This is a genomic window from Octadecabacter antarcticus 307 (assembly GCF_000155675.2).
Taxonomy (GTDB): Bacteria; Pseudomonadota; Alphaproteobacteria; order Rhodobacterales; family Rhodobacteraceae; genus Octadecabacter; species Octadecabacter antarcticus.
Genome location: NC_020911.1, coordinates 1,493,463 through 1,515,636, shown reverse-complemented (window position 1 = coordinate 1,515,636; position 22,174 = coordinate 1,493,463). Strand labels below are relative to the sequence as shown.

The 22,174-nt window shown below is 56.1% G+C and carries 24 protein-coding genes and 1 tRNA gene; 10 read left to right on the top strand and 15 right to left on the bottom strand.

The genetic code is table 11. The features are described from left to right. Positions 1–242: 242 nt before the first annotated feature. On the bottom strand, positions 243–1,784 hold the full coding sequence (gene xseA, locus OAN307_RS07765) for an exodeoxyribonuclease VII large subunit (protein ID WP_015499231.1): 1,542 nt from the start codon (positions 1,782–1,784) through the stop codon (positions 243–245). Between the two features lie 75 nt (positions 1,785–1,859). On the opposite strand from xseA, the gene purD reads away from it, so the two are divergent. Beyond that, complete coding sequence (purD, locus tag OAN307_RS07760) at positions 1,860–3,122, top strand: phosphoribosylamine--glycine ligase (protein WP_015499230.1); 1,263 nt, start codon at positions 1,860–1,862, stop codon at positions 3,120–3,122. Positions 3,123–3,281: 159 nt separating this feature from the next. Here the strand turns inward: purD and OAN307_RS07755 are convergent, their stop codons facing one another. The 5 genes from OAN307_RS07755 to OAN307_RS07735 form a co-directional block, all read right to left on the bottom strand. Continuing rightward, positions 3,282–3,794, bottom strand: coding sequence for a CarD family transcriptional regulator (locus OAN307_RS07755; RefSeq protein ID WP_015499229.1), 513 nt, complete (start codon positions 3,792–3,794; stop codon positions 3,282–3,284). A 178-nt stretch (positions 3,795–3,972) separates the two neighbouring features. After that, entirely contained in the window at positions 3,973–4,308 is a 336-nt protein-coding gene (fdxA, locus tag OAN307_RS07750; protein ID WP_044044554.1) for a ferredoxin FdxA, read from the bottom strand. Between the two features lie 76 nt (positions 4,309–4,384). Then, a complete protein-coding gene (locus OAN307_RS07745; protein WP_015499227.1) occupies positions 4,385–4,756 on the bottom strand; it encodes an RNA-binding S4 domain-containing protein in 372 nt (123 codons plus the stop codon). After that, on the bottom strand, positions 4,753–7,668 hold the full coding sequence (locus tag OAN307_RS07740; RefSeq protein ID WP_015499226.1) for a helicase-related protein: 2,916 nt from the start codon (positions 7,666–7,668) through the stop codon (positions 4,753–4,755). Before OAN307_RS07740 ends, OAN307_RS07745 begins: the two co-directional genes overlap by 4 nt. A gap of 23 nt (positions 7,669–7,691) precedes the next feature. Continuing rightward, positions 7,692–8,174 carry a tetratricopeptide repeat protein gene (locus tag OAN307_RS07735; RefSeq protein WP_245540994.1) on the bottom strand — a complete coding sequence of 161 codons (483 nt, stop codon included), beginning with the start codon at positions 8,172–8,174 and terminating at the stop codon, positions 7,692–7,694. Positions 8,175–8,360: 186 nt separating this feature from the next. Between OAN307_RS07735 and OAN307_RS07730 the strand changes: the two genes are divergently transcribed. Together OAN307_RS07730 and OAN307_RS07725 are read left to right on the top strand one after the other, a co-directional pair. Further along, positions 8,361–8,651, top strand: a complete 291-nt coding sequence (locus OAN307_RS07730; protein WP_015499224.1) for an SCP2 sterol-binding domain-containing protein — start codon at positions 8,361–8,363, stop codon at positions 8,649–8,651. Between the two features lies 1 nt (position 8,652). Beyond that, a complete protein-coding gene (locus OAN307_RS07725; protein ID WP_015499223.1) occupies positions 8,653–9,600 on the top strand; it encodes an alpha/beta hydrolase in 948 nt (315 codons plus the stop codon). On the opposite strand, the gene OAN307_RS07720 is transcribed toward OAN307_RS07725, so the two are convergent. Continuing rightward, a complete protein-coding gene (locus OAN307_RS07720; protein WP_015499222.1) occupies positions 9,597–10,358 on the bottom strand; it encodes an HpcH/HpaI aldolase family protein in 762 nt (253 codons plus the stop codon). The two genes, OAN307_RS07725 and OAN307_RS07720, sit on opposite strands and share 4 nt — an antisense overlap. A 119-nt stretch (positions 10,359–10,477) precedes the next feature. Here OAN307_RS07720 and OAN307_RS07715 point away from each other — a divergent pair, with 119 nt between their 5' ends. From OAN307_RS07715 to OAN307_RS07705, 3 genes are all read left to right on the top strand, one after another. Further along, on the top strand, positions 10,478–11,494 hold the full coding sequence (locus OAN307_RS07715) for a ligase-associated DNA damage response exonuclease (protein ID WP_044044553.1): 1,017 nt from the start codon (positions 10,478–10,480) through the stop codon (positions 11,492–11,494). A gap of 52 nt (positions 11,495–11,546) precedes the next feature. After that, positions 11,547–13,136, top strand: a complete 1,590-nt coding sequence (locus tag OAN307_RS07710; protein ID WP_044043399.1) for an ATP-dependent DNA ligase — start codon at positions 11,547–11,549, stop codon at positions 13,134–13,136. 186 nt (positions 13,137–13,322) lie between these two features. Further along, positions 13,323–15,161 carry a M3 family oligoendopeptidase gene (locus OAN307_RS07705; protein WP_015499219.1) on the top strand — a complete coding sequence of 613 codons (1,839 nt, stop codon included), beginning with the start codon at positions 13,323–13,325 and terminating at the stop codon, positions 15,159–15,161. Between the two features lie 4 nt (positions 15,162–15,165). On the opposite strand, the gene OAN307_RS07700 is transcribed toward OAN307_RS07705, so the two are convergent. The 6 genes from OAN307_RS07700 to OAN307_RS28880 all read right to left on the bottom strand — a co-directional run bounded on the left by OAN307_RS07700 (position 15,166) and on the right by OAN307_RS28880 (position 19,297). Continuing rightward, entirely contained in the window at positions 15,166–15,435 is a 270-nt protein-coding gene (locus tag OAN307_RS07700) for a DksA/TraR family C4-type zinc finger protein (RefSeq protein WP_015499218.1), read from the bottom strand. Between the two features lie 3 nt (positions 15,436–15,438). Then, complete coding sequence (locus tag OAN307_RS07695) at positions 15,439–15,753, bottom strand: DUF4389 domain-containing protein (RefSeq protein ID WP_015499217.1); 315 nt, start codon at positions 15,751–15,753, stop codon at positions 15,439–15,441. Between the two features lie 28 nt (positions 15,754–15,781). Beyond that, positions 15,782–16,756 carry a Gfo/Idh/MocA family protein gene (locus OAN307_RS07690; RefSeq protein WP_015499216.1) on the bottom strand — a complete coding sequence of 325 codons (975 nt, stop codon included), beginning with the start codon at positions 16,754–16,756 and terminating at the stop codon, positions 15,782–15,784. Positions 16,757–16,885: 129 nt separating this feature from the next. Continuing rightward, positions 16,886–17,782 (bottom strand): RNA polymerase sigma factor RpoH, encoded by an 897-nt coding sequence (gene rpoH / locus OAN307_RS07685; RefSeq protein ID WP_015499215.1) that lies wholly within the window; start codon positions 17,780–17,782, stop codon positions 16,886–16,888. A 211-nt stretch (positions 17,783–17,993) separates the two neighbouring features. Continuing rightward, entirely contained in the window at positions 17,994–19,028 is a 1,035-nt protein-coding gene (locus OAN307_RS07680; protein WP_015499214.1) for an RluA family pseudouridine synthase, read from the bottom strand. Positions 19,029–19,144: 116 nt separating this feature from the next. Then, complete coding sequence (locus OAN307_RS28880) at positions 19,145–19,297, bottom strand: hypothetical protein (RefSeq protein WP_187292557.1); 153 nt, start codon at positions 19,295–19,297, stop codon at positions 19,145–19,147. A gap of 26 nt (positions 19,298–19,323) precedes the next feature. Between OAN307_RS28880 and OAN307_RS07675 the strand changes: the two genes are divergently transcribed. The 4 genes from OAN307_RS07675 (at position 19,324) to OAN307_RS27445 (ending at position 21,061) form a co-directional block, all read left to right on the top strand. Beyond that, on the top strand, positions 19,324–19,914 hold the full coding sequence (locus OAN307_RS07675; protein ID WP_015499213.1) for a hypothetical protein: 591 nt from the start codon (positions 19,324–19,326) through the stop codon (positions 19,912–19,914). Beyond that, the gene (locus OAN307_RS28875; RefSeq protein ID WP_187292556.1) at positions 19,904–20,053 is read left to right on the top strand and encodes a hypothetical protein; all 150 of its coding nucleotides are present in this window, start codon (positions 19,904–19,906) and stop codon (positions 20,051–20,053) included. The genes OAN307_RS07675 and OAN307_RS28875 overlap by 11 nt, the downstream gene beginning before the upstream one ends. A 9-nt stretch (positions 20,054–20,062) precedes the next feature. After that, positions 20,063–20,407, top strand: a complete 345-nt coding sequence (locus OAN307_RS29770) for a tripartite tricarboxylate transporter permease (protein ID WP_015499211.1) — start codon at positions 20,063–20,065, stop codon at positions 20,405–20,407. A gap of 213 nt (positions 20,408–20,620) precedes the next feature. Continuing rightward, entirely contained in the window at positions 20,621–21,061 is a 441-nt protein-coding gene (locus OAN307_RS27445; RefSeq protein WP_187292592.1) for a hypothetical protein, read from the top strand. On the opposite strand, the gene OAN307_RS07665 is transcribed toward OAN307_RS27445, so the two are convergent. Together OAN307_RS07665 and OAN307_RS07660 are read right to left on the bottom strand one after the other, a co-directional pair. Continuing rightward, entirely contained in the window at positions 20,998–21,996 is a 999-nt protein-coding gene (locus OAN307_RS07665; protein ID WP_015499209.1) for an AbrB family transcriptional regulator, read from the bottom strand. The two genes, OAN307_RS27445 and OAN307_RS07665, sit on opposite strands and share 64 nt — an antisense overlap. A gap of 68 nt (positions 21,997–22,064) precedes the next feature. Beyond that, positions 22,065–22,141: transfer RNA gene (locus OAN307_RS07660), tRNA-His, on the bottom strand. Positions 22,142–22,174 lie beyond the last annotated feature (33 nt).

Here is a 22,174-nt window from a genome sequence, read left to right as displayed (position 1 = left end):
GTATGGCGTCAAATTCCACGTGCCCAACCGTCGCGTTATCTGGTCCTTTGCGGATGGTGATTGCGTCAATGGTGAATGGTCTGACGACCAGACGAAAACCGTGCAGATTTTATGAACACCCCTGGCACGACGGTCCTGTATGCAGCGGTTGAGGCAGTGCCGTTGATTTGTGCTGGAGTTGGAGCCTAAGCGCGCCCCGCGTTTTGACACGAGAAGAATTAGGTATTTAAGAACCAAAGAAGCTAAAAGAGGCTGCCCTGATCTGGCGGCGGTGTCTTGACCTTGAGCTTGGCGGGCTTACCAGCGGGCGCCATCGTCCCGTCCGCAAATTCGATGTCGAGCGTCGTGGCCGCCTTTGCCGCCTTCGCCGATGTGACAACCGCCCCGTCGCCGCGCACCACAGCATATCCGCGTTTCAGCGTTTCGCGGTAGCCCAATGTTTCGCGCATCCGGTCCAGCGCCTCAAGTCGGCTGCGTTGTTTTTGCGTCTGCGTGCGGGACGCCGTTGTCATGCGGCGTAGCATCACCGCGAAATCTTTGGCCGCGCGTGTCTGCGCCACGGCAAGTACGTCAGGGCGCAACCTGCGTGCCTGTCCGTCCAAATCACGCTGCGCCTGCGCCGCCTTGCGGCCCAAGGCTGGCCCCAACCGCGCGTCCAAGCCCGACATGCGTTCGCGCCCCTGCGCCAACCGATTCACCAGCACGGACGGGCGCAGCAGACCAGACGCCTCCCCCATACGCAAACGGCCCTCTGTGACACGGCCAATCAACGCCGCATCAAGTTTTTCCGACAAATAATCAAAGCGTTGCTTGGCATCTTCGGTCAGCTGTTCCGGTTTGGGCAATACCCGCGCCAAATCCGCCACCCGTTGTTTGCGCCGCGTGACACCGTCCGTTACCGCCCGCGACGCCCGCGCGCCCATCTGGTCAACCGCCACCATTAATTCCAACCGGACCGGCACCGCCATTTCTGCTGCCGCCGTCGGTGTTGGTGCACGTTGATCTGACACAAAATCAATCAGCGTCGTGTCGGTTTCGTGCCCAACGGCGGAAATCAGCGGAATGGTTGATGCTGCCGTTGCCCGCGCCACGATTTCTTCATTGAAGCCCCAAAGGTCTTCAATCGATCCACCACCGCGCGCCACTATAATTAGATCAGGTCGCGGCAGCGCACCACCACTGGTCATCGCGTTGAACCCGTCAATTGCGCGCGCGACTTGCGGCGCGCAATCCTTGCCCTGAACCGCCACTGGCCAAACGATCACTTTGCGGGGAAATCTGTCCCTAAGCCTATGTAATATGTCACGAATAACGGCACCTGTGGGCGATGTGATCACCCCAATCACATCCGGTAAAAACGGCAGCGCTTGCTTGCGCTCAGCGCCAAAAAGTCCCTCAGCCTCCAGCGCCTTTTTGCGTTTATCGAGCATCGCCATCAGCGCGCCGACCCCTGCCACCGCCACTTCGGTTGCGTTCAACTGGTACTTTGACTGGCTACCAAACGTCGTCATGCGGCCCTTTACGACGACCTCCATCCCCTCCTCGGGGATCACCGAAAGGTCCGCCACCTGCCCTTTCCACGTAGTACAGGCCAGCACATTACGGTCATCCTTGAGGTCAAAATACAAATGACCAGACCGCGCATGCGTCACACGGCCAACCTCTGCTCTGACACGAACATGGCCAAACTCGCCCTCGATTGTACGCTTCACCGCACCCGAAAGCTCGCTCACCGTGAATTCGGGGGTGTTGCCTGCGGCTTCTGGTTCGTCGATCAGGTCCATTGCCATAAAATTGGGTGCCCTTGTGCTGCGTTTGTGCGCACCTTAAACGTCGGCCGAGCGGAAGGGAAATAGCACATGAACATCCTGATACTGGGCGGCGGCGGACGTGAACATTCCCTTGCATGGGCCGTCAAACAGAACCCCAAATGCGACCGCCTAATCGTCGCCCCCGGAAATGCCGGCATCGCCCAAATCGCCGAATGCGCAGCACTTGATATCGAAGATGGCGACGTGGTCGCAGGTTTTTGCGCCGACAACGCCGTTGATTTTGTCATTATCGGGCCCGAAGCACCGCTGGCAGCAGGCGTCGCAGATGTTTTGCGCGCAAACGGGCTTGTGGTTTTTGGATGTTCACAGGCCGCAGCGCAACTTGAATCGTCGAAATCCTTCACAAAAGCAATCTGTGACGCATGTGATGCACCAACCGCACGCTATGGCCATTTCACCGATGCAACAGCGGCGCGCGATTATGTCACGGCGCAAGGCGTGCCAATTGTCGTCAAGGCTGATGGGCTGGCAGCTGGCAAAGGCGTCGTCGTTGCGATGGACATCGCCACGGCCCACACAGCCATTGACGATATGCTGGGCGGTCAGTTTGGCGACGCGGGCGCAGAGGTCGTGATAGAAGACTTCATGGATGGCGAAGAAGCCTCCTTTTTCGTGCTGTGCGACGGCAAAACTGTCTTGCCCATCGGCTCGGCGCAAGACCACAAACGCGCCTATGATGGTGACACAGGTCCCAACACAGGCGGTATGGGGGCTTATTCCCCTGCTCCTGTTCTGACGGACAACATCGTCGCCATAGCGCTGCGCGACATTGTTGAACCCACTGTGGCTGAAATGGCCAGGCGCGGAACGCCGTTTCAGGGCATCCTTTATGCGGGCCTGATGATCAAAGACGGGCGGCCGCGTCTGGTCGAATATAACGTCCGCTTCGGCGATCCGGAATGTCAGGTGTTGATGATGCGGCTTGGCGGCCAAATCCTGGATTTGCTGCACGCTTGCGCCGATAATCGCCTGTCAGACGTTGCGCCAAACTGGGCCGACGATCATGCGATGACAATTGTCATGGCCGCCAAAGGCTATCCCGGAGCCTATGAAAAAGGGTCGCCGATCAATAATCTGAACGCCCTGTCTGAAACATCATCCGAAATGACGTTTCACGCAGGGACCGCAATAAAAGACGGCCAGATCGTCGCCGCAGGGGGCCGTGTCCTCAACGTCACGGCACGCGGCGCGACCCTAAAAGACGCCCACGCAAAGGCTTACGCAAGGGCCCAAAAGATCGATTGGCCCGACGGCTTTTATCGCACAGACATTGGCCACCGCGCACTCTAGCTTCATCTTGGCGCATACAACTCGCCCCGCAGGGTCGATCTCAACACGAATCCCGGCCGCGGCGAAGGCCTCACATCCGCCTCAAACACTCATAAAAAATAAAAAGCCGCGCCCCAGATTTACTCTGGGACGCGGCTTTTTCATTTTAGCTACCAGTGCTTAGGCTGCGGATACGCGGCTTTGCAAGGTATCTGTGATCTCTGTTCCAGCTTCGAGTTCGTTGCCGTTGCCGACAGCGGCAAACTCACGGGTCAGACGTTCCAAAGCGGCTTCATACAACTGACGCTCGGAATAGCTCTGCTCGCGCTGATCATCGGCGCGGTGCAGGTCGCGCACGACCTCTGCGATCGCGATCAGATCGCCAGAATTGATCTTTTGTTCATACTCCTGCGCACGGCGTGACCACATCGCCTTTTTGACCTTCGCCTTGCCCCTCAGGGTTTTCATGCAATCAGCCACAACATCCGTCGACGCAAGCGATCGCATGCCCACTTCTTCGGCTTTATTCGTTGGCACTCGCAACGTCATCTTGTCCTTTTCGAACGCGATCACGAACATCTCCAACTCAAACCCTGCAATTTCTTGCGTCTCAATTGACACAACTTTGCCGACCCCATGTGCGGGATAGACGACGAAATCGTTCGGGCTATAATCGTATTTCTTCTTAGCCATGAGTGGTGTCCTTTTCTCAAAGCGGCATCTCCAGACGACAAAAACACTGGCGGGGACAATCAGTCTCCGTCAGCGGCATCGTCATTTCTGGATCAGCAATTACGCGGCATTGATGCGTCCATAGCACAAAAATCGCCTGATTCCCACCATCATATCGCAAATACTGCGCTGCGGTGTTTTATCCGCCCTCACCGGGGGCTTCGGAAAACAAGTCCAACTTGCCTTCTTTGCCGTCCATTTCTTCGGCGGTGGGCAATTGGTCTTTCTTGGTGATGATGACGGGCCACATTTCGGAATACTTGAGGTTGAATTCAACCCACTTTTCCATGTCCGGCTCTGTATCAGGGCGGATCGCGTCGGCGGGGCATTCGGGTTCGCACACGCCGCAGTCGATACATTCGTCGGGATGGATCACCAGCATGTTTTCGCCCTCATAGAAACAATCCACGGGGCATACCTCGACGCAGTCGGTGTATTTGCAGGCGATACAGCTGTCGTTGACGATATAGGTCATAAATCCGTCCAGTTGGGTTGCACAGCGTCTGTAGCTGCGACCCGCGCCACCTTCAAGACCCGACATTCCAACTGCGTCACCGCGACCCTTTAAGAATGTCCATGTCGCGGCGGTCTTTCTTCGTGGGGCGCCCGCCAATTCTTTGTTCTAACGGGTTAATTCGCGGCTCGCGCGCTGGGGTCAAATCTTCGTATAAAGCTTGGGCTTCTGGCGCGGGACCACGTCGCACGCCGAGCCCCAAAACTTTGACAATCCGCACTTCGTCATCTTTTGGAAATGTCAGCACGGCGCCCAGAGCAACTGCGCGGCTTGGCTTGGACACCGGCGTGCCATCAACCCTGATCCGTCCCGATTTGACCAGATCGGCCGCCAGCCCGCGCGATTTGAAAAACCGCGCATGCCAGAGCCATTTGTCTATACGAAGGGTAGGTGCGGCCGTTTCGCTCAATCCTTGCGCAGCCCTGCCAAAGCGGCGGCAAATGGATTGTCAGGATCAATCGCCTTTTCTTTCTTCGGTGGTCGCGCCGAAAAAGACTGCGTCTTGTTGTCCTGCGCAGGCTTCGCACCGCGTTTGCCTTTTGGCGGGCCTTTGCGTTGTGGCTTGTCACCTTGGGGGCGGTTAGCCGGACGCTTGGGTGCCCAGGCGAACGTATAAAAGACCTCTGTTTCTACAGGCGCGGCGCTGTCGCTCTGCTTCACAAGCTCTTCAGACGTGTTTTGGGCAACGTCAGCCGGCGAGTCGACAGGGCTTTCCGTTTGCGTTGGCGTCTCGACCGACACATCCGTCGACGTTAAAGCCGGATCACTGGTCAGATCATCAGCTCTGCCAACAGGTACGTCGTCTTGCGCGGCTGCGGGTGTGGTTTCGTCGATGATCATATCGACAGGCGCGGTTTCTGGCTGTTGGACTGGCTCTTTGCCTGTGGCCGGATCTGGGTCCGGAACTGGGTCTGGAACTGGAACTGCGGCGCGCACTTTTTCACGCTCACCTTTTTCGGCCTTGTATCCAAGACCACCCATCAGATCGGCGAATTGCTCCAAAGTCATTCCGGTAATCGACAACATATCTGGTGTCGCTTCGAACCCTGCCCGTGTGTTTTGATCGCGCAGCATGTCGGCCAGACGTTCCAGCATATCGATTCGAATCGCGCGCTCTCCCGCGGCGCGATACCCCGACATCGCCCATGCACCAGCCTCAAGTCCTTGCGTGGTCGGAACGGTTACCAATCCAGGCGGCGGGGCTTCTGGGAAGTCCTGCAAGCCTTTGGAAAGAGACCACAAAACCAAACGCAAACGCGTCGGCGCAGGCTTCAGCAGCAGCGGCATAAAGATGGTAAACTGGCCGAACCGAACACCGTGTTTGCGCAATGCGCCACGGGCATCTTGTTCAAGCGCTTTGACCTCATCGGCAACATCACCGCGCGGCACCACACCGAAACATTCCGCCAGACGGAACGCAAAACCCTTGGCCAATCCGGTCAATGTATCGTCGTTTTGCATTTTCTTCATCGGCTCGAACGCAGTCGCGATTTTGCGGTCGATAAAGTGCTGCAAGCGGCGTTGAACCTTTTCAGCCACGTCAGTGCCTGCCTCATCATCAACAAACGCGACGACTTTCGGTTTCAGCGCATCATCGCCACGCACCAGCTTGCCGACAGCAGCAGACCCCCACATCAATCCACCTTGTTCGGTGAAATCAATTTCCGTGTCCGGCGCATTATAGAACCGATCGCTGCGCAGATGGAACTGCGGCGCCAGCGCCTGAATGGACGCTGCGCGAATGGTTTTCGCTTCCTCAGCAGTCGCATTCTGGTCCTGACGGAACCTAAATCCTTCAATTTTACCAACAAACTGTCCTTCGACAGTCACTTCACCAGTCTCGTTTACGTCGGCCACGAGGCCCTCCTTTTGGTTGAGTCGGCGAAGCAAAACACTTGTTCGCCGATCCACAAATCTTGCTGTCAGACGGTCGTGTAACGCGTCCGATAGTCGATCTTCTACAGCCCGCGTTGTCTCACGCCAATGGCTTTCGTCACCGACCCAGCCTTTGCGTTGCGCCACGTAGGTCCATGTGCGGATATATGCCAACCGTTTCGACAGCGCATCGATGTCCCCGTCCGTGCGGTCAATCCGGTTCACGCGCACCGCCAGCCACTCGTCAGGAACCCGCCCCGATTGGTGTAAAAAGTTGTAGATATCGGTCAAAAGTTGCGCGTGTTCGACGTTACTTATCCCGCGAAAATCGGGTATGCGGCAGACGTCCCACAGCAATTGCACTGACGGCCCGTCTGTCGCGCGCGCGCCCACTTCGGCGTCCGCCGACACAGCCTTTAACGCCCCCAAATCATCACTTTCGCGCACACGCGACAGCCAAGGATCATCCGTGCGCTCTTCCAACGTCTGGATCAAACGACCCACCGATCCAAATTGCAGCCGCGCATTGCGCCATTGCAGTTTCTTCACAGGGGCGAACTGATTGTTCTGAATGGCTTGAACCACATCATCGTCGAGCGTCGGCGCGTCCCCCGTCACACCAAACGTGCCCTTATTCATGTACCGTCCTGCGCGGCCCGCAATCTGTGCCAGTTCATTTGGCATCAAATGCCGCATCCGGCGGCCATCGTATTTTGTAATGCTCGAAAACGCGACATGGTCGATATCCAGATTCAAACCCATCCCGATGGCATCCGTCGCCACCAGATAGTCCACATCACCGTTTTGATACATTTCGACCTGTGCGTTGCGCGTTCGCGGACTTAACGCCCCCATCACAACCGCTGCACCGCCCTTCTGGCGGCGCAACAGCTCTGCGATGGCATACACATTCTCAACCGAAAACCCGACAATTGCCGATCTTGGAGGCATGCGACTTATCTTTTTGGAACCTGTATAAGTGAGCGTGCTAAATCGTTCTCGTTTTACGAAATCAGCTTCTGGCACCATAGACGCAATTGCACCCCACATGGTTTCAGCGCCCATAAATAACGTCTCGTGCAACCCGCGCATGCGCAACAACCGGTCAGTAAACACATGCCCACGATCCAAATCGGCGCAAAGTTGAATTTCATCAATTGCAACGAAATCTGCACCAATATCCTGTGGCATCGCCTCAACTGTGCAGACCCAGTATTTGGCACGCGGCGGCACAATACGTTCTTCGCCCGTGACCAGCGCCACAACACTGGGGCCACGCACGGCGACAATCCTATCATAAACCTCACGTGCCAATAGTCGCAACGGCAGGCCGATCACACCTGTGCGGTGTGCCAGCATACGTTCAATCGCATAGTGGGTTTTGCCCGTGTTCGTAGGGCCCAAAACGGCAATTACCCGCCCCCGTTGGCCATCTCGGGTGGTCATTTTACATACTCTCTGAAATGAAATTAGATCGTTTTGCCCTGAAGTTGGATTTCCAACCGGTCTATCATCGCCGCAACCTCTGGGTCGGTCGGCACGAGCATCTCAACGCGGCGCCAAACCTCCAGCGAGTCCTCTGGCCGACCGATTTCTTCCAGCACAACCGCAACGCCCGTCATCGCCCCGAAATGGCGCGGTTCCAGCACCAAAACCTGTCGCAAATCATCAATCGCAGGGCCGTAAAGCTCCAGCTGATAATACGCAGACGCCCGCCCATTATAGCCTTCGGCGAAATCCGGCGCATGATCGACCAAAGCGGTGAAATGTTGCACTGCCACATCAGGTGTGCCCGCTTCCATCGCGTCTTCGCCCCGTCGAAACAGCAAATCCATCGCCGCAGAGCCTGATTTGCCCCACTCGGTGATAATCTGACCTTCGATACGGTCCGCTTCGTCCGGCTCAGCCTCAAGCAATTGCTCAAACAACAGGTCCAAACGTTCGGAATCCATCAAAGACTGGGCACTGGCGGGTGTGGAAAACCATACTCCCAATAAAAGTGCCGCGACGATAGATTTGTGCAGGTGTTTGTTAATGCCCATAATGGACAGTGTAGCGCATCACGCGCAAGGTACCAGTGGCCCCATGGCACAAACCCGTTCACAAATTCGGGGTCATAACAAAGGAAGATCCACATTATGAGCGACGTAATCAACGAAGCCGTCATCGCATTAAACGCCAAAATGGGCACAGACGGCTTTGACGGCACCGCGAAATTCGACATCGAAGGCGAAGGCACGATTGTCATCGATGGCACTGGTGCGCGCGCATCCGATGATGACGCAGATGTCACGCTCTCCGCCGATGCTGAGACGTTTAAGGCGATCCTTGACGGCGAACAGAACCCGACGTCGGCGTTCATGACGGGCAAGTTGTCAGTCGATGGCGACATGGGTCTCGCGATGAAACTCGCCGGAGTGTTGAGCTAAAATGCTGGATACGGCCCCCTACCACGTTGACATCGCAGGAAATACCGACGGGATATGCCATTGGTTGTTAACCGTGGACGGGGTCCGTATTCGGATTGGCCATTGGCCTGTCGTGGCCGCCAAGGGGACGATTTTGATCTTTCCAGGCCGCACAGAATACGTCGAAAAATATGGCCGCACGGCGCTGGATTTTGGCAAACGTGGCTACGCTTGTGTCGCATTAGATTGGCGCGGCCAGGGCATTGCGGATCGTTTGTTGGAAAACCGCGCAGTGGGACATGTCGACGCGTTTGAAGACTACCAACTCGATGTGAAAGCAATGCTTGCTCACGTCAAATCCCTCAACCTGCCGGAACCGTATCATTTGCTTGGCCATTCCATGGGCGGCTGCATCGGGTTGCGATCTCTGTACGAAGGCCTGCCGGTAAAATCCACCGTCTTTACCTCCCCGATGTGGGGAATCAAAATGTCCGCCGCGCTGCGCCCCATCGCTTGGGGCCTCAGTTCAGTCAGCAAGCCGTTGGGCTTTTCTGGCCTACTTGCCCCCGGTCAGCAGGCTGAGACCTACGTTTTGCGCGCCACGGCGGATGAAAACACCCTTACATCGGACGCGTCCAGCTTCGATCTGTTGCAACGCCAGCTCAAAACCCACCCCGATCTCGCATTGGGCGGCCCGTCGCTGCATTGGCTCAACGAATCACTGCGCGAAATGCGCCTGCTGTCGCAGCGCCCCTCACCAGATCTGCCATGTGTCACGTTCCTCGGCACCCAAGAAGAGATTGTCGATTCCGCACGCGTCTATCAACGCATGGACCAATGGCCGCATGGCAAGCTCGTCGTACTGGAAAACGCCCGCCATGAAGTTTTGATGGAAATACCAGCGATCCGCAACGGCGTTCTTGACGGCGCAGCAGACCTTTTCAATGCACAAACGCCTGAAATGGCCTAAGGAATTTTGTGAATGCCTGTGGCTGCTTCTGCAGCCCCTTGGCGCATCCACGTATGTTCTGACGCCACGACAAACCCTGTCATGCCATAATTCGCCCACTCCGCAGCCTTTCCCGCGTCCGGCACCCACGTCACATAACCTTTGCCGTTGTCGGCGCAGGCCTGACTAATCCGCTTCAATGCCATCGGCAAGTCAGGGTTATCTTGTGTCCGGTGCCCGTATCCGACTGACAGATCGGCAGGTCCCGCAAACAATGCATCAATCCCGTCAATGGCCGCGATTCTATCGCAGACCTCAACACCTTCGGGCTCTTCGATCTGCGCCATGACGATGGTTTGCACATCCTGATCCAACACGTCCCCCATGGGGCGCGTCGCAAAGCCAGCCCAACGGGTCGATCCGGCAAATCCGCGTCCTCCACGCCCGAAATGTGCAGCTTTTGCAATCGCTTGCGCCTTTTGCACGCTATCAACATGCGGTACCACGACCCCAACGGCCCCAGCATCCAACGCCATCAGGATATTTTCGTCAGTGCCAGATGAAATCCGCACCAAGGCAGGAAAATCCAGCGCGCGACACACTGCAAGGCAGGCATCCAAGCGCCCACGATCAAACCCGCAATGTTCTCCGTCCAGCACAATAAAATCGAGGCCAGATGTCGCCAGAACCTCAATCACCGTGACCTCGGCAGTTTTAACAAATGTACTCGCCAGCCGCTCTCGCCCCAACACCCGTGCCCGTAAATTCGCTGTTCGCATCACACTCTCCCTTGTTGACGCCAAGCGACCACATCACCGAAGGCAGAACAACCTCGCCCGTTCATCTTGGCCAAAAAAAACGGGCTTCCTTCCTGCACAAGGCGCACTACCATTGCAACATGTCAGACCTCCTCACCTTCACGCCCGAGGGCATCTATTGCGCGGCAGGCGATTTCCACATCGACCCGTGGTTGCCTGTGCCCCGGGCGCTGATCACCCACGGCCACGCCGATCATTCGCGCGTCGGGATGGGATCATATGTTGCAACGAAAACCGCCGCCCCCGTTATGCAGCACCGCTTGGGTGATGTGCAGATCGACACCGTCAAATACGGCGAAGTCACGGCCCACAATGGTGTCAACGTATCGTTTCATCCCGCAGGTCACGTCCCGGGATCGGCGCAAATCCGCGTCGAACACAAAGGCGAAATCTGGGTCGCATCGGGCGATTACAAAACCGTCGACGACGGGCTGTCAGAACCGTTTGAACCCGTCCCATGCCACGCCTTCATCACCGAATCCACGTTTGGATTGCCGGTTTTCAACTGGACCCCGCAGGACATTTTGGCGGGTCAGATTAATGATTGGTGGGCGGGCAATGCTGCAAACGGGGTCTTCTCGCTGATGTCCTGTTACGCGCTCGGCAAGGCGCAACGCCTGTTGCGCACAGTTGATCCAAGCATCGGTTCCATTTTAACGCACGGCGCCATCGAAAACACCAACGCCATTTTGCGCGCTCAGGGGATCACGCTGCCAGACACCACATTAGTGACCCCCGACCTCGACGTCAAAGCCCACAAAGGCGCGCTGGTTTTGGCCACACCTTCGGCGCTGAATTCAACTTGGGCGCGCCGTTTCAAACCTTCGTCCAGCGCCTTTGCATCCGGCTGGATGGCGATGCGCGGCGTGCGCCGCAGGCGGGCAGCAGATCGCGGGTTCATTGTTTCGGATCATGCAGATTGGGCAGGTCTGAACGACGCCATCAAAGCAACGGGGGCAGAAAGGATTTTCGTCACCCACGGCTACACATCGGTGTTTTCGCGCTGGTTGTGCGAACAGGGGTATGACGCCAAAATTGTGCAGACCGAATTTGGCACAGATACCGATGCCAATGACGGCGACGGAGACACGCAGTGACATCTTGTGCATACAAGTTGTGTACAGGTTGTGTACGCAAAGTGTACTGCCGATGAAGGACTTTGCAGTCCTGTTCACCGCCGTGGATCAGTCCACCAAAACGACAGTAAAAGTCGCCGCAATGGCCAACTTTTTTAGCACCGCATCGGACAGTGACAAACTATGGTGCATTGCCTTGTTTTCTGGTCGCCGCCCACGCCGCGTCATCACCACAAAATTGCTGCGCCAATGGGCCGCCGAACGCGCCGGATTGCCGCTGTGGTTGTTTGAGGAATGTTACCCGATTGTCGGCGATCTGGCTGAAACCATCAGCCTGTTCCTGCCGCCGTCTGGCGGGAATGAGGATCGCTCCCTAACCGACTGGATTTTGGAATTAAAACGCCTTTCAACGCTGGACGAAGCCGCCCGAAAAGCAGGCATCCTCGCCGCATGGGACGCGTTGCCCCAAACTGAATGTTTTTTGTTCACGAAACTTCTCACGGGCGGGTTCCGGATCGGCCTTAGCCAGAAATTAATGACCCGCGCTTTGGCAAAAGCCACGGGGCAGGACGAGGCCGCATTAACCCATAAACTCATGGGCCAATGGACGCCCGAAACAGTGACCTGGAACAGCCTGATCGAAGTTGACGGTCCAAACGCGGATCTGTCGCGTCCATACCCGTTTTATCTGGCATATGGGTTGGATGATTTAGATCAGATTGGCCCGTCAAGCGATTGGTTTATCGATAGAAAATGGGATGGCATACGCGGGCAATTCATCCTCCGCGGTGGTGAACACCACATCTGGTCGCGCGGCGAAGACCTCATGACTGACCGCTTTCCAGAACTCGCGCAGCTGCGCGATTGCCTGCCCGATGGAACGGTCATCGACGGGGAGCTTTTGGCGTTTCAAAACAACACCCCGATGTCATTTAATGCCCTGCAAAAACGGATAGGACGAAAGAATGTTCCAAAGAAATTGCTGTCCGAAGCACCGGTTATTTTGATGGCTTATGACCTTCTTGAATGTAGAGGCGTCGATATCAGAGGTGAAACATTAGAAACGCGCCGCTACCTACTGGAAAATATACTAAATTCCACACCCACCGATGCACCCATCCGAATTTCACCAGAAGTCAACGGTGATACTTGGGAAGACTTCAAAAATGAGCGCGCCAAGTCACGTGATCTTGGCGCCGAAGGGTTGATGTTAAAACGGCGCGACAGCCCTTATTTGGCGGGTCGCAAAAAGGGCGATTGGTGGAAATGGAAGATCGATCCGCTGACCGTCGACGCGGTGATGATCTACGCGCAGGCCGGATCGGGACGGCGCGCGAACCTGTTCACAGACTTCACCTTTGCGGTCAGAAACGGCAACGATCTGGTCCCCTTCACAAAGGCCTATTCGGGGCTGACGGACGCGGAATTTCGCCAGATTACCCACTGGGTTAAACGAAATACATTGCAGCGTTTTGGCCCAGTCCGTTCCGTCCCCGCCGAACACGTCTTTGAAATTGCGTTTGAGGGGATACAGGCATCACCGCGACATAAATCAGGCATTGCGCTGCGCTTCCCGCGCATGCTTCGTTGGCGCCAAGACAAACCACTGGATGAAATCAACACCCTAGATGATCTAAAGGAAATGCTGGCGACTTACGGATAGGTTTGATCGCCACAAATGCACAACTCAGCTACCCTGCTCATCCACTTTCTAAACGCCACCACCAACGTCACAGACCCCCTGTTTTTTCTCCAAATTTCATCTTGGCCAAATTACTCTCCCCGAAGGGCTGACTGGCAAAACACGCAACACGCACTTAAATAAGACAAAATCAACAATGAGGCCCCCATGAACACTCCTACGACCGACCCACGCACATTTGACGCCAATCCATCCACCGCCGCGTCTGGCAGCACTCCGTTTGGTAATTTGCCGGAATGGGACCTGACGGATTTGTACCCGTCGCCCGACGCCAAAGAACTCAAGCGCGATTTGGACTGGCTGGAAAACGCCTGTCGCAGTTTTGCCGCTGATCACGAAGGCAAATTGGCGGATCTGAACGACGAAGACTTGCTCGACGCCGTGAAACGGTACGAACAGATCGACATCATCGCAGGTCGCATCATGTCGTTCGCGGGACTGCGCTATTACCAGCACACAACCGACCCCGAGCGCAGCAAATTCATGTCCGACATGCAGGACAAGATCACCACCTACACGACGCCGCTGGTCTTTTACGGGTTGGAATTCAACCGCATGGATGACGCCCATGTGGACGGACTTTTGGCGGCCAATGCTGACCTTGCTCGCTACAAACCGATCTTTGATCGCATGCGGGCGATGAAGCCCTATCAGCTGTCCGATGAGATGGAGAAATTCCTGCACGATCAGTCGGTTGTAGGTGCCACCGCTTGGAACAAACTGTTTGATGAAACCATCGCAGCGCTGAAATTTACCGTCGATGGGCAGGAAATGAACATCGAAGGCACGCTGAATCTTTTGTCCGACCAAGACCGCGCCACCCGTGAAAAAGGATCGCGCGAATTGGCGCGGGTGTTTGGGGCGAACGTCGGATTGTTTGCCCGCGTTCACAACACGCTCGCCAAGGAAAAAGAGATTGAGGATCGCTGGCGCGGCATGCCATCGGCGCAAGCGGGCCGCCACCTGTCCAACCACGTCGAACCCGAAGTGGTCGAGGCGCTTCGAAATGCCGTCGTTGATGCCTATCCGCGCCTGAGCCACCGTTATTACGCGCTCAAGGCCAAGTGGATGGGCTTGGACACGATGGAGGTCTGGGACCGCAATGCGCCTCTCCCGATGGAAACAGATCGCACCGTATCATGGGCTGAAGCCGAACAAACAGTGATGGACGCCTACGCCGCGTTCGATCCGCGCATGGCCGATATTGCCAAGCCGTTTTTCACCGAAGGCTGGATCGATGCAGGCGTCAAAGACGGCAAAGCACCGGGTGCATTCGCGCATCCAACCGTCACGACAGTCCATCCTTATGTCATGCTCAACTACCTCGGAAAACCGCGTGATGTCATGACTTTGGCACACGAATTAGGCCACGGCGTGCATCAGGTTCTCGCGGCGGGACAAGGCGAATTGCTGTCCTCAACGCCGCTGACCTTGGCAGAAACCGCATCCGTTTTCGGCGAAATGCTGACCTTCCGCAAACTGCTGGAACAGGCCACCACACAACAAGAACGCAAGATCCTGCTGGCGGGCAAAGTCGAAGATATGATCAATACCGTCGTGCGCCAGATCGCGTTCTACGATTTTGAATGCAAACTGCACGACGCACGCAGCAACGGCGAACTGACACCTGACGACATCAACGCGCTGTGGATGTCTGTTCAGGGCGAATCCTTAGGCCCAGTGTTCAACTTCATGGACGGTTACGAAACGTTCTGGGCCTACATCCCGCACTTCGTCCACTCGCCGTTTTACGTCTACGCCTATGCGTTCGGCGACGGCTTGGTGAATGCACTTTATGCGGTCTACGAGGACATGGGCGAAGATTTCAAAGACAAATATTTCGACATGCTCAAAGCGGGCGGATCAAAGCATCACAGCGAATTGCTTGCCCCATTCGGCCTTGACGCATCCGACCCGGCGTTTTGGGCCAAAGGGTTGGGCATGATCGAAAGCATGATTGATGAGTTGGAAGCGATGGAGGGCTAAGCCCCTACTTCAACTGGCTATCCTTAGACCCGCGTCGGTTAATTCCGCCGCGGGTCTTTACCACACCATCGCGTTCATTCTGACATTCGATGCACAACGTTACGCTGACAACCGCCACGCGGCGGGCCTCGGCAATTGGCTCTTCACACTCCGCGCAATGGGTAAAACTCTCTCCCTGCGGGACCTTGCGGGCCTTCATGCGGGCCAATTCGTCACCAATCGACGCTTCAATCTGCTCTGACACCCCACCGTCTTTTGCCCAGCCACCTGCCATCGATCAATCCAGTTCCGTCCACGGCCAAGGCTTATGCTCGGACGCCGCTGTCTGATAGCGCGTCGCCTTGGCGACCCAGATACCCACATCGGTGCCCAATTCGGCGATCCGCTCATTGGGTTGTTTGTTGCTGACCAGCATGATGATGAATTGCAGCACTGCCAAAACGCCGATCACAGTACTGGCGAAACTGATCATGATCGAAATAATGATCATATAGATCAGCCGTGTGAATAGGTTTTCAGAAACCGGCTTTTCTGGCTCACGCCTTGCGGTATTTTCCGGCATCACGTCGTCGAACTCATGTGGATCGGCCATGTTCTTTTCTCCTTGTTACTTGGTCAGACTACCGCGGCAACGCGGCCACATAAACCGCATCCATGACCGCTTGGGTCGCGCGCGCATCCTCAAGCGACCACGCATAGGGTGCATCATTGCGCACGGACGCGCAAAACGCCACAACTTGGGTCACATATTGTGCGTGATTGGGCCAGCGTTCAACGCGCATCGATCCGTCGATTTGGGTCAATTCCAGCTGCGCCTCGCCGTAGCTTCCAGCGTTGAAAGGTGCGCAAAGATGAATACGACCTTCGCTGCCAAGGAACGTCATATGTTGCGTCTGGTGCACGTTCATCGCAGTCACCCAATGGGCCGTGAACCCGTCAAATCTGGCTGAAACACGGGCCATAACGTCAACACCATTCAGATAATCGATGTCCGCATGGGTGATTTCAACTGGGTCTTGGCCCGTGGCCAGTCGCGTCGACCCAATCGTGTAAACGCCGATATCAGGCAGGCTACCGCCCCCTTTGGCAGCGTCAAAACGCACATTGGTCAGATCAGGGTTGTTGTAACAAAACACCCCGTCCACGTGGCGCAAATCGCCAATCGCACCGTCCGCGATGAGGTGGCGCGCCCGCGCCCATTGGGGGTGATGGGCGATCATGAACGCTTCAGCCGCAATCAGGCCCGTTTCATCACGAAGGGCAATCAGCGGATCAATCTGGGCGGCTTGCAAGCCCACAGGCTTTTCGACCAAGACATGTTTGCCCGCCCTCAAAGCCCTCATCGCCCATTCGATATGCAGGTGATTGGGAAGCGGGATATAAACGACGTCCACGTCCGCATCGGCCAAAACCGCGTCATAGGTGTCATGGACCCGCAATTCAGGCGCGAACCCTTCGAATGGCGCTGCCTTGTCGCGCGAAGACGTGCCCAGCGCCACAAGTTGCGCGCCCGTCGCCCCGTGGATAGCAGGCCCCATATGTTCACGCGCAAATTTGCCCGCACCCAAAATTGCCCAACGCACTGGTTCACCCATGTCGCCCCACCTTGTTATTCGAAATTGCCTTATATTCGTCTTTGTAGCTTAAATATCCCCGCTGGAGGCATATAACACAAGCAAAAGGCGCCAACCTTTCGATCAGCGCCTTGCTTTAAGGTCGTAATGTTATGCTGTCGCCAGCATCCCGCGATCTTTAGCCAAAGTTTGCATCTTCTTTTGCAGCTTTTCAAACGCGCGCACTTCGATCTGGCGAATACGTTCGCGGCTGACAGAGTACTGCCCACTTAGATCTTCCAGCGTCACAGTTTTTTCAGCCAGACGACGCTGCATCAGAATGTCCTTTTCACGATCATTTAGAACGTCCATAGCTTCGGCCATGAGTTCGCGGCGTTGTTGCAACTCGTCGCGGTCTTCATAATCGCCCGCTTGGTCGGCAGATTCGTCTTCCAACCAGTCTTGCCATTGCATCGTGCCTTCACCATCGGATCCGACGGTGGCATTCAGGGACGCATCCCCGCCCGACATGCGGCGGTTCATCGATACAACTTCGGCCTCTGTGACACCAAGATCATTGGCAATCCGCTGAACGTTTTCAGGGCGCAGATCGCCTTCTTCCAAGGCGCCAATACGATTCTTGGCTTTGCGCAGATTGAAAAACAGCTTCTTTTGCGCGGATGTCGTGCCAAGTTTGACCATCGACCATGACCGCAACACGTATTCTTGTATGGACGCCCTGATCCACCACATTGCATAGGTCGCAAGGCGGAAACCCTTTTCAGGATCGAAACGTTTCACAGCTTGCATCAAGCCAACATTCGCCTCGGAAATCACTTCGGCTGTCGGCAACCCGTAGCCGCGATAGCCCATGGCGATTTTGGCGGCCAGACGCAGGTGCGACGTCACCATTTTGTGTGCGGCGTCCGTGTCTTCATGGTCCACCCACCGCTTGGCGAGCATGTATTCCTCATCCGGTTCCAGCATGGGAAATTTGCGGATTTCCTGCATGTAGCGGTTCAGGCCTTGTTCTGGCGATGGCGCCGGAAGATTTGTATAAGAGCTCATGGTGTCTCCCCCTCGTATTAAAGCGCCGCCTTATGTTTACGGCCTTAACATAAATATGGGCACAATTTGCCCTTCTTCAAGACTGATCGGTTCAGTTTTTATATTTGGTGTCGTGAAAAAGATATAAGGATCAATAAACATATCGCTAGATTTATGTCTGCGCGCTCACGCACATGGGACATTGTATTTCAGCCCTCCAGCCCGTTCGGTCTTAACCCTCTACCCCGCCCAAAGCGGCAATCAGCCTGATCATATCGGCGGGCATCGGTGCCTCGAAACGCAGCATTTCTTTGCTCACGGGATGCTGAAACCCCAACGTTGCGGCGTGCAGTGCTTGGCGGGGGAACGTATAAGCCGCGATCCTGCCCGCCTCACCCACAGCTTTTTCGGACAATTTGCGGCGGCCGCCATAGGTCGGATCCCCAATGAGGCCATGGCCCGCGTGGGTCATGTGCACACGAATTTGGTGCGTGCGGCCAGTTTCCAGCCAACAATCCATTACCGCAGCCACCGCTGGGTTGCCCAGCGGCTGCACAATGCGCGCGCGCGTCACCGCATGGCGTCCATTGTGCCAAACGACTGCTTGTTTTTGGCGGTCATGTTTATGGCGCGCCAGTTGCGTTTGCAGTTTCAGGATATTGCCCGGATCAAACGACGCACCCTTGATGCCGCGCACACGCGGATCGTTGCTGTCTGGCACACCGTAACAAATGGCGCGGTAATGGCGTTCAACTGTGTGCGCCTCAAACTGTGCAGCAAGCCCGTGATGGGCGCGGTCAGTCTTGGCGACAACCAACAGCCCGCTGGTTTCCTTGTCGATCCGGTGCACGATACCCGGGCGCTTTTCACCGCCGACACCAGACAGCGCGTCACCGCAGTGATGCAACAGTGCGTTCACTAACGTACCCCCCGGCGTACCAGGGGCAGGATGCACAACCATGCCTGTGGGTTTATTTATGACGATCAGATCATCATCTTCAAACACCACATCCAGCGGGATGTCTTCGGGCAGGACGTGGTAGTCATCCGCGATCTCAACCAAAATCTCAACCGCATCGCCTTCAACAGGCTTTGCGCGCGGGTCCGTCACCACCGCACCGTTCACCTGCACTGCCCCATCCGCCAGCAGACGCATCAGGCGCGACCGGCTCAGCGACGCATCAAGTGGTACGTTTAGCGCCAACGCCTTATCCATCCGCGCGGGCGGGTTTTCGGCAAGGGTAAACAGGACGGTCGTGGCAGACATGATGGCCTCATTAAACTGTTGGTTTGCGTCTTAGTGCGCGCGCTAACCCATGTCACGCCCCCTGTCATGCCCCTCAGGGCTCGACAAGATCAAGACCACACAAACACGATCGGGCATCAGCCCGCAACGTTCTGGGCTGAACTTATAAAATATTTCAACATAAAGGCGCTGTCCATCAGCGTCACGCTGGGCGTCGGTGCAACATCAGCAATGGAGGCTGAATCTATCACATCCGCCAGATCCGTAAAATCCTGTTTGATATCGGCCAAGTCGACAGCCTTTTCAGGTTACGAACATGGCAGGCGGCGGTGGCGGCCTCAGGTTTTCCCACGTGCTCAACGTACGCCAAACCGACGCCGACCTGATTGTTGCCGCGTCCAAAGCAACCGCAACCCGCGTGACGCAAAACACCGAAAGTGGTGCAACCGCTGACCAAGTGCGTTTCGTTGGTGCGATCAAACATATCGATGTTGATGGCGACGCAGATGCACTCACACAGACAGTGGACGATATCACCCAAGGTTTGACGGGCGACATGTCCAAGATCGTTGATTTCAACGAATCCCGTGACATTTGCGGGCTGGCCGGCCTCAGAGAAGGGCACGTTCCGGGGTTTGAGAACATTGCGACAGCCGTTGAACAAGGCATCGATGGTGTTGCCGTCAACTGGCGTGGATTTTACGATCAAAAAGACATCTCTAACGCGGACTTCCAGATATGGGCAGACCGCCTGCAAGCGGTAGCCGATTCTGATGAATGGGAAACGGCTATGATAGAAAAGGGCCTCGCGCTGTTCATCCGAGTTGGCGATAATTTCCAAACTTGGGTCGATGGCGTGATTGCGTCCACCGAAGAATTATCACGTGAGATTGGCGTTGATCAGTAATGCGTATCCGGACCGCATTTTTGGGGCCGTCGTGATCCTTGGGTCGTTCATCTACGTGATGGCGGCCCGAAGCATCGCAAAACCGTTGTTTGCAGACCCACGTGGTCCACAGGCCTTCCCCCGCGACATTCTCGGATAGGGCACAGTCATGGAAATCCTTCAAAATCTGAAACTCAGCTTTTCAATTACCCTATCCACTTGGACCCACATGTTGACCGTTACCGGCCGTTTCATCGGCAGGGTTGTTGGCACTTTGCCCAGTCTTGGGCCATCCAACGGCGTGGCAGTTATGATTCCGCTGACTGTCTTTCTCTGCCTTGATGCGACATGCTCGCTCTCGCTGCTGACCTCAATTTATTATGGTGCGATGTATGGCGGGCGAATTTCATTCATCCTGCGCGACATCCTCGGTATCGAACCCGCGATGACGACCACGCGGAACGGCTATCCCATGGCCAATGCGGGCCGCGCGGCGGATGCGCTGGTGATTTAGCGGCATGGCGTCATTTATGGGCGCGCTGCTCAACACCTGTCGCCTCGCGATCCTCGCGCCAGCCTTGTCGCACATCGCCTTTAAATTTAGCCTCGGTGAATATTTTGCCTTGTATCTGTTGGCGTTTTTGCAGCCTCGGCGGTGTGGCATTCAACAACCAAGCCGAGGCCGCGTTTGTATTCGGCCTAGGCATTGTAATCGCCATGGTCGGGCTTGATCGAAGCCCGCGCAGCTTCCGGTCGCCCGCTAATCATCGGCGCCACAGGGACCTATGGCACCAACAGCGCGGTTGATTGTCTCTACATCATCACACTCAAAATCCTGTCAGACCTCGGCCAAATGGCCAAAATCGCGCGGCTCTATAACGAACAGGACCCACACCAGATTGTGCAAACCCCACTCACGCCCCTGTCAGCAGCACCGCACGTGGACCCAGACACCATTCAGAGCTGCCCCCATATCGTCGCCCTTGCAGGGGCCGACCAGATCCAAACTGCACTTAACAAGGGCACAGGTTGGGCGCCATCGGTGACGGAATTGGATATTTCAAACCCCTTCATCTTGGCCAATACAACTCAGATCCTGCCCCGTCAGCCAAACCAGCGGTTCACTAATGGCGCGCCGATGATCACAAAGACGATCCGCACCAAATGATGCGCCACCACAACGGCGGCGTCCGCCCCTGCAACCAAAGCAACAATCGCCATTTCCGCCTGTCCACCCGGTGAAAACGCCAGCACACTTTCAGTGAACGGCAACCAGCCCAGCCTGATAACCACGGCGGCGAAAACGGCGGATATGCACAGGCTTAGCACGCTGAAAACCACGCCCGCCGTCACATCGACCCGCAATTCGCGCCATGAAATACCTGCGTATTTGACGCCAATGGTAAAACCGATAAAAAACTGCGCCGCTTGGATCGCTTCGGCGGGGGGGCGGTGTTGAATAAACCCCACCAATGACAACGCCGCCGTAAAAAATAGTGGCCCCAAAAGCGACGCGCCGAACAAACCTAACGCGGCCGCGATCCGCCATCCAATAATGCCCGCAGCCGCAAGGATCAACAGCTGGGTCCATGGTACTGACAGGAACGGTTCGCCAACGGGTTGGTTCATATCGACGTCGTAAAGATAGGCAAACATGAACGGCAACACCATCACCACAATCAACACGCGCGTCGCGTGGATCAATGATAGCGCGCGCACGTCACCACCAGCTTCTTCGCCAAACAACAGCATATCCTGCAAACCGCCGGGCATGCTTGCGTAAAACGCGGTCGGGTGATCAAACCCGAACCCTTTGCGAAACAGCGGATAGCCGACAGCGCCGACGCAAATCACCAAAGGCGGCATCAATGCCAGCGTCCAGATCAACGTGCCCATCTGCGCAAATAGTGCTGGCGTGATGGTCGCCCCGACAGCAACGCCTAAAATCGTGCGCATCACTTGGCTCGACTTCGGAGCACCTTGCAAACGCACGCCAAACAGCGCCGCAATCAAACACCCAAGCAGCGGGCCGAGCAGCCACGGCAACGGCAATCCTAGCGCCATAAACGCCGCCACACCAAGGCCGGAAATCAGAAGTGTCATCAACAAAGCCATTGGTCTAGGTCGCATGGCGCAGCAGCTATTAAAAGGGGGCACAGGCAAAGGGGGGATGGTACCGCCTCCCCGGCTTGAACGGGGGACCTCTGGTTCCACAAACCAGCGCTCTAACCAACTGAGCTAAGGCGGCATCAGCGTCGATTTAGCGAGCCATGCGCGCGAT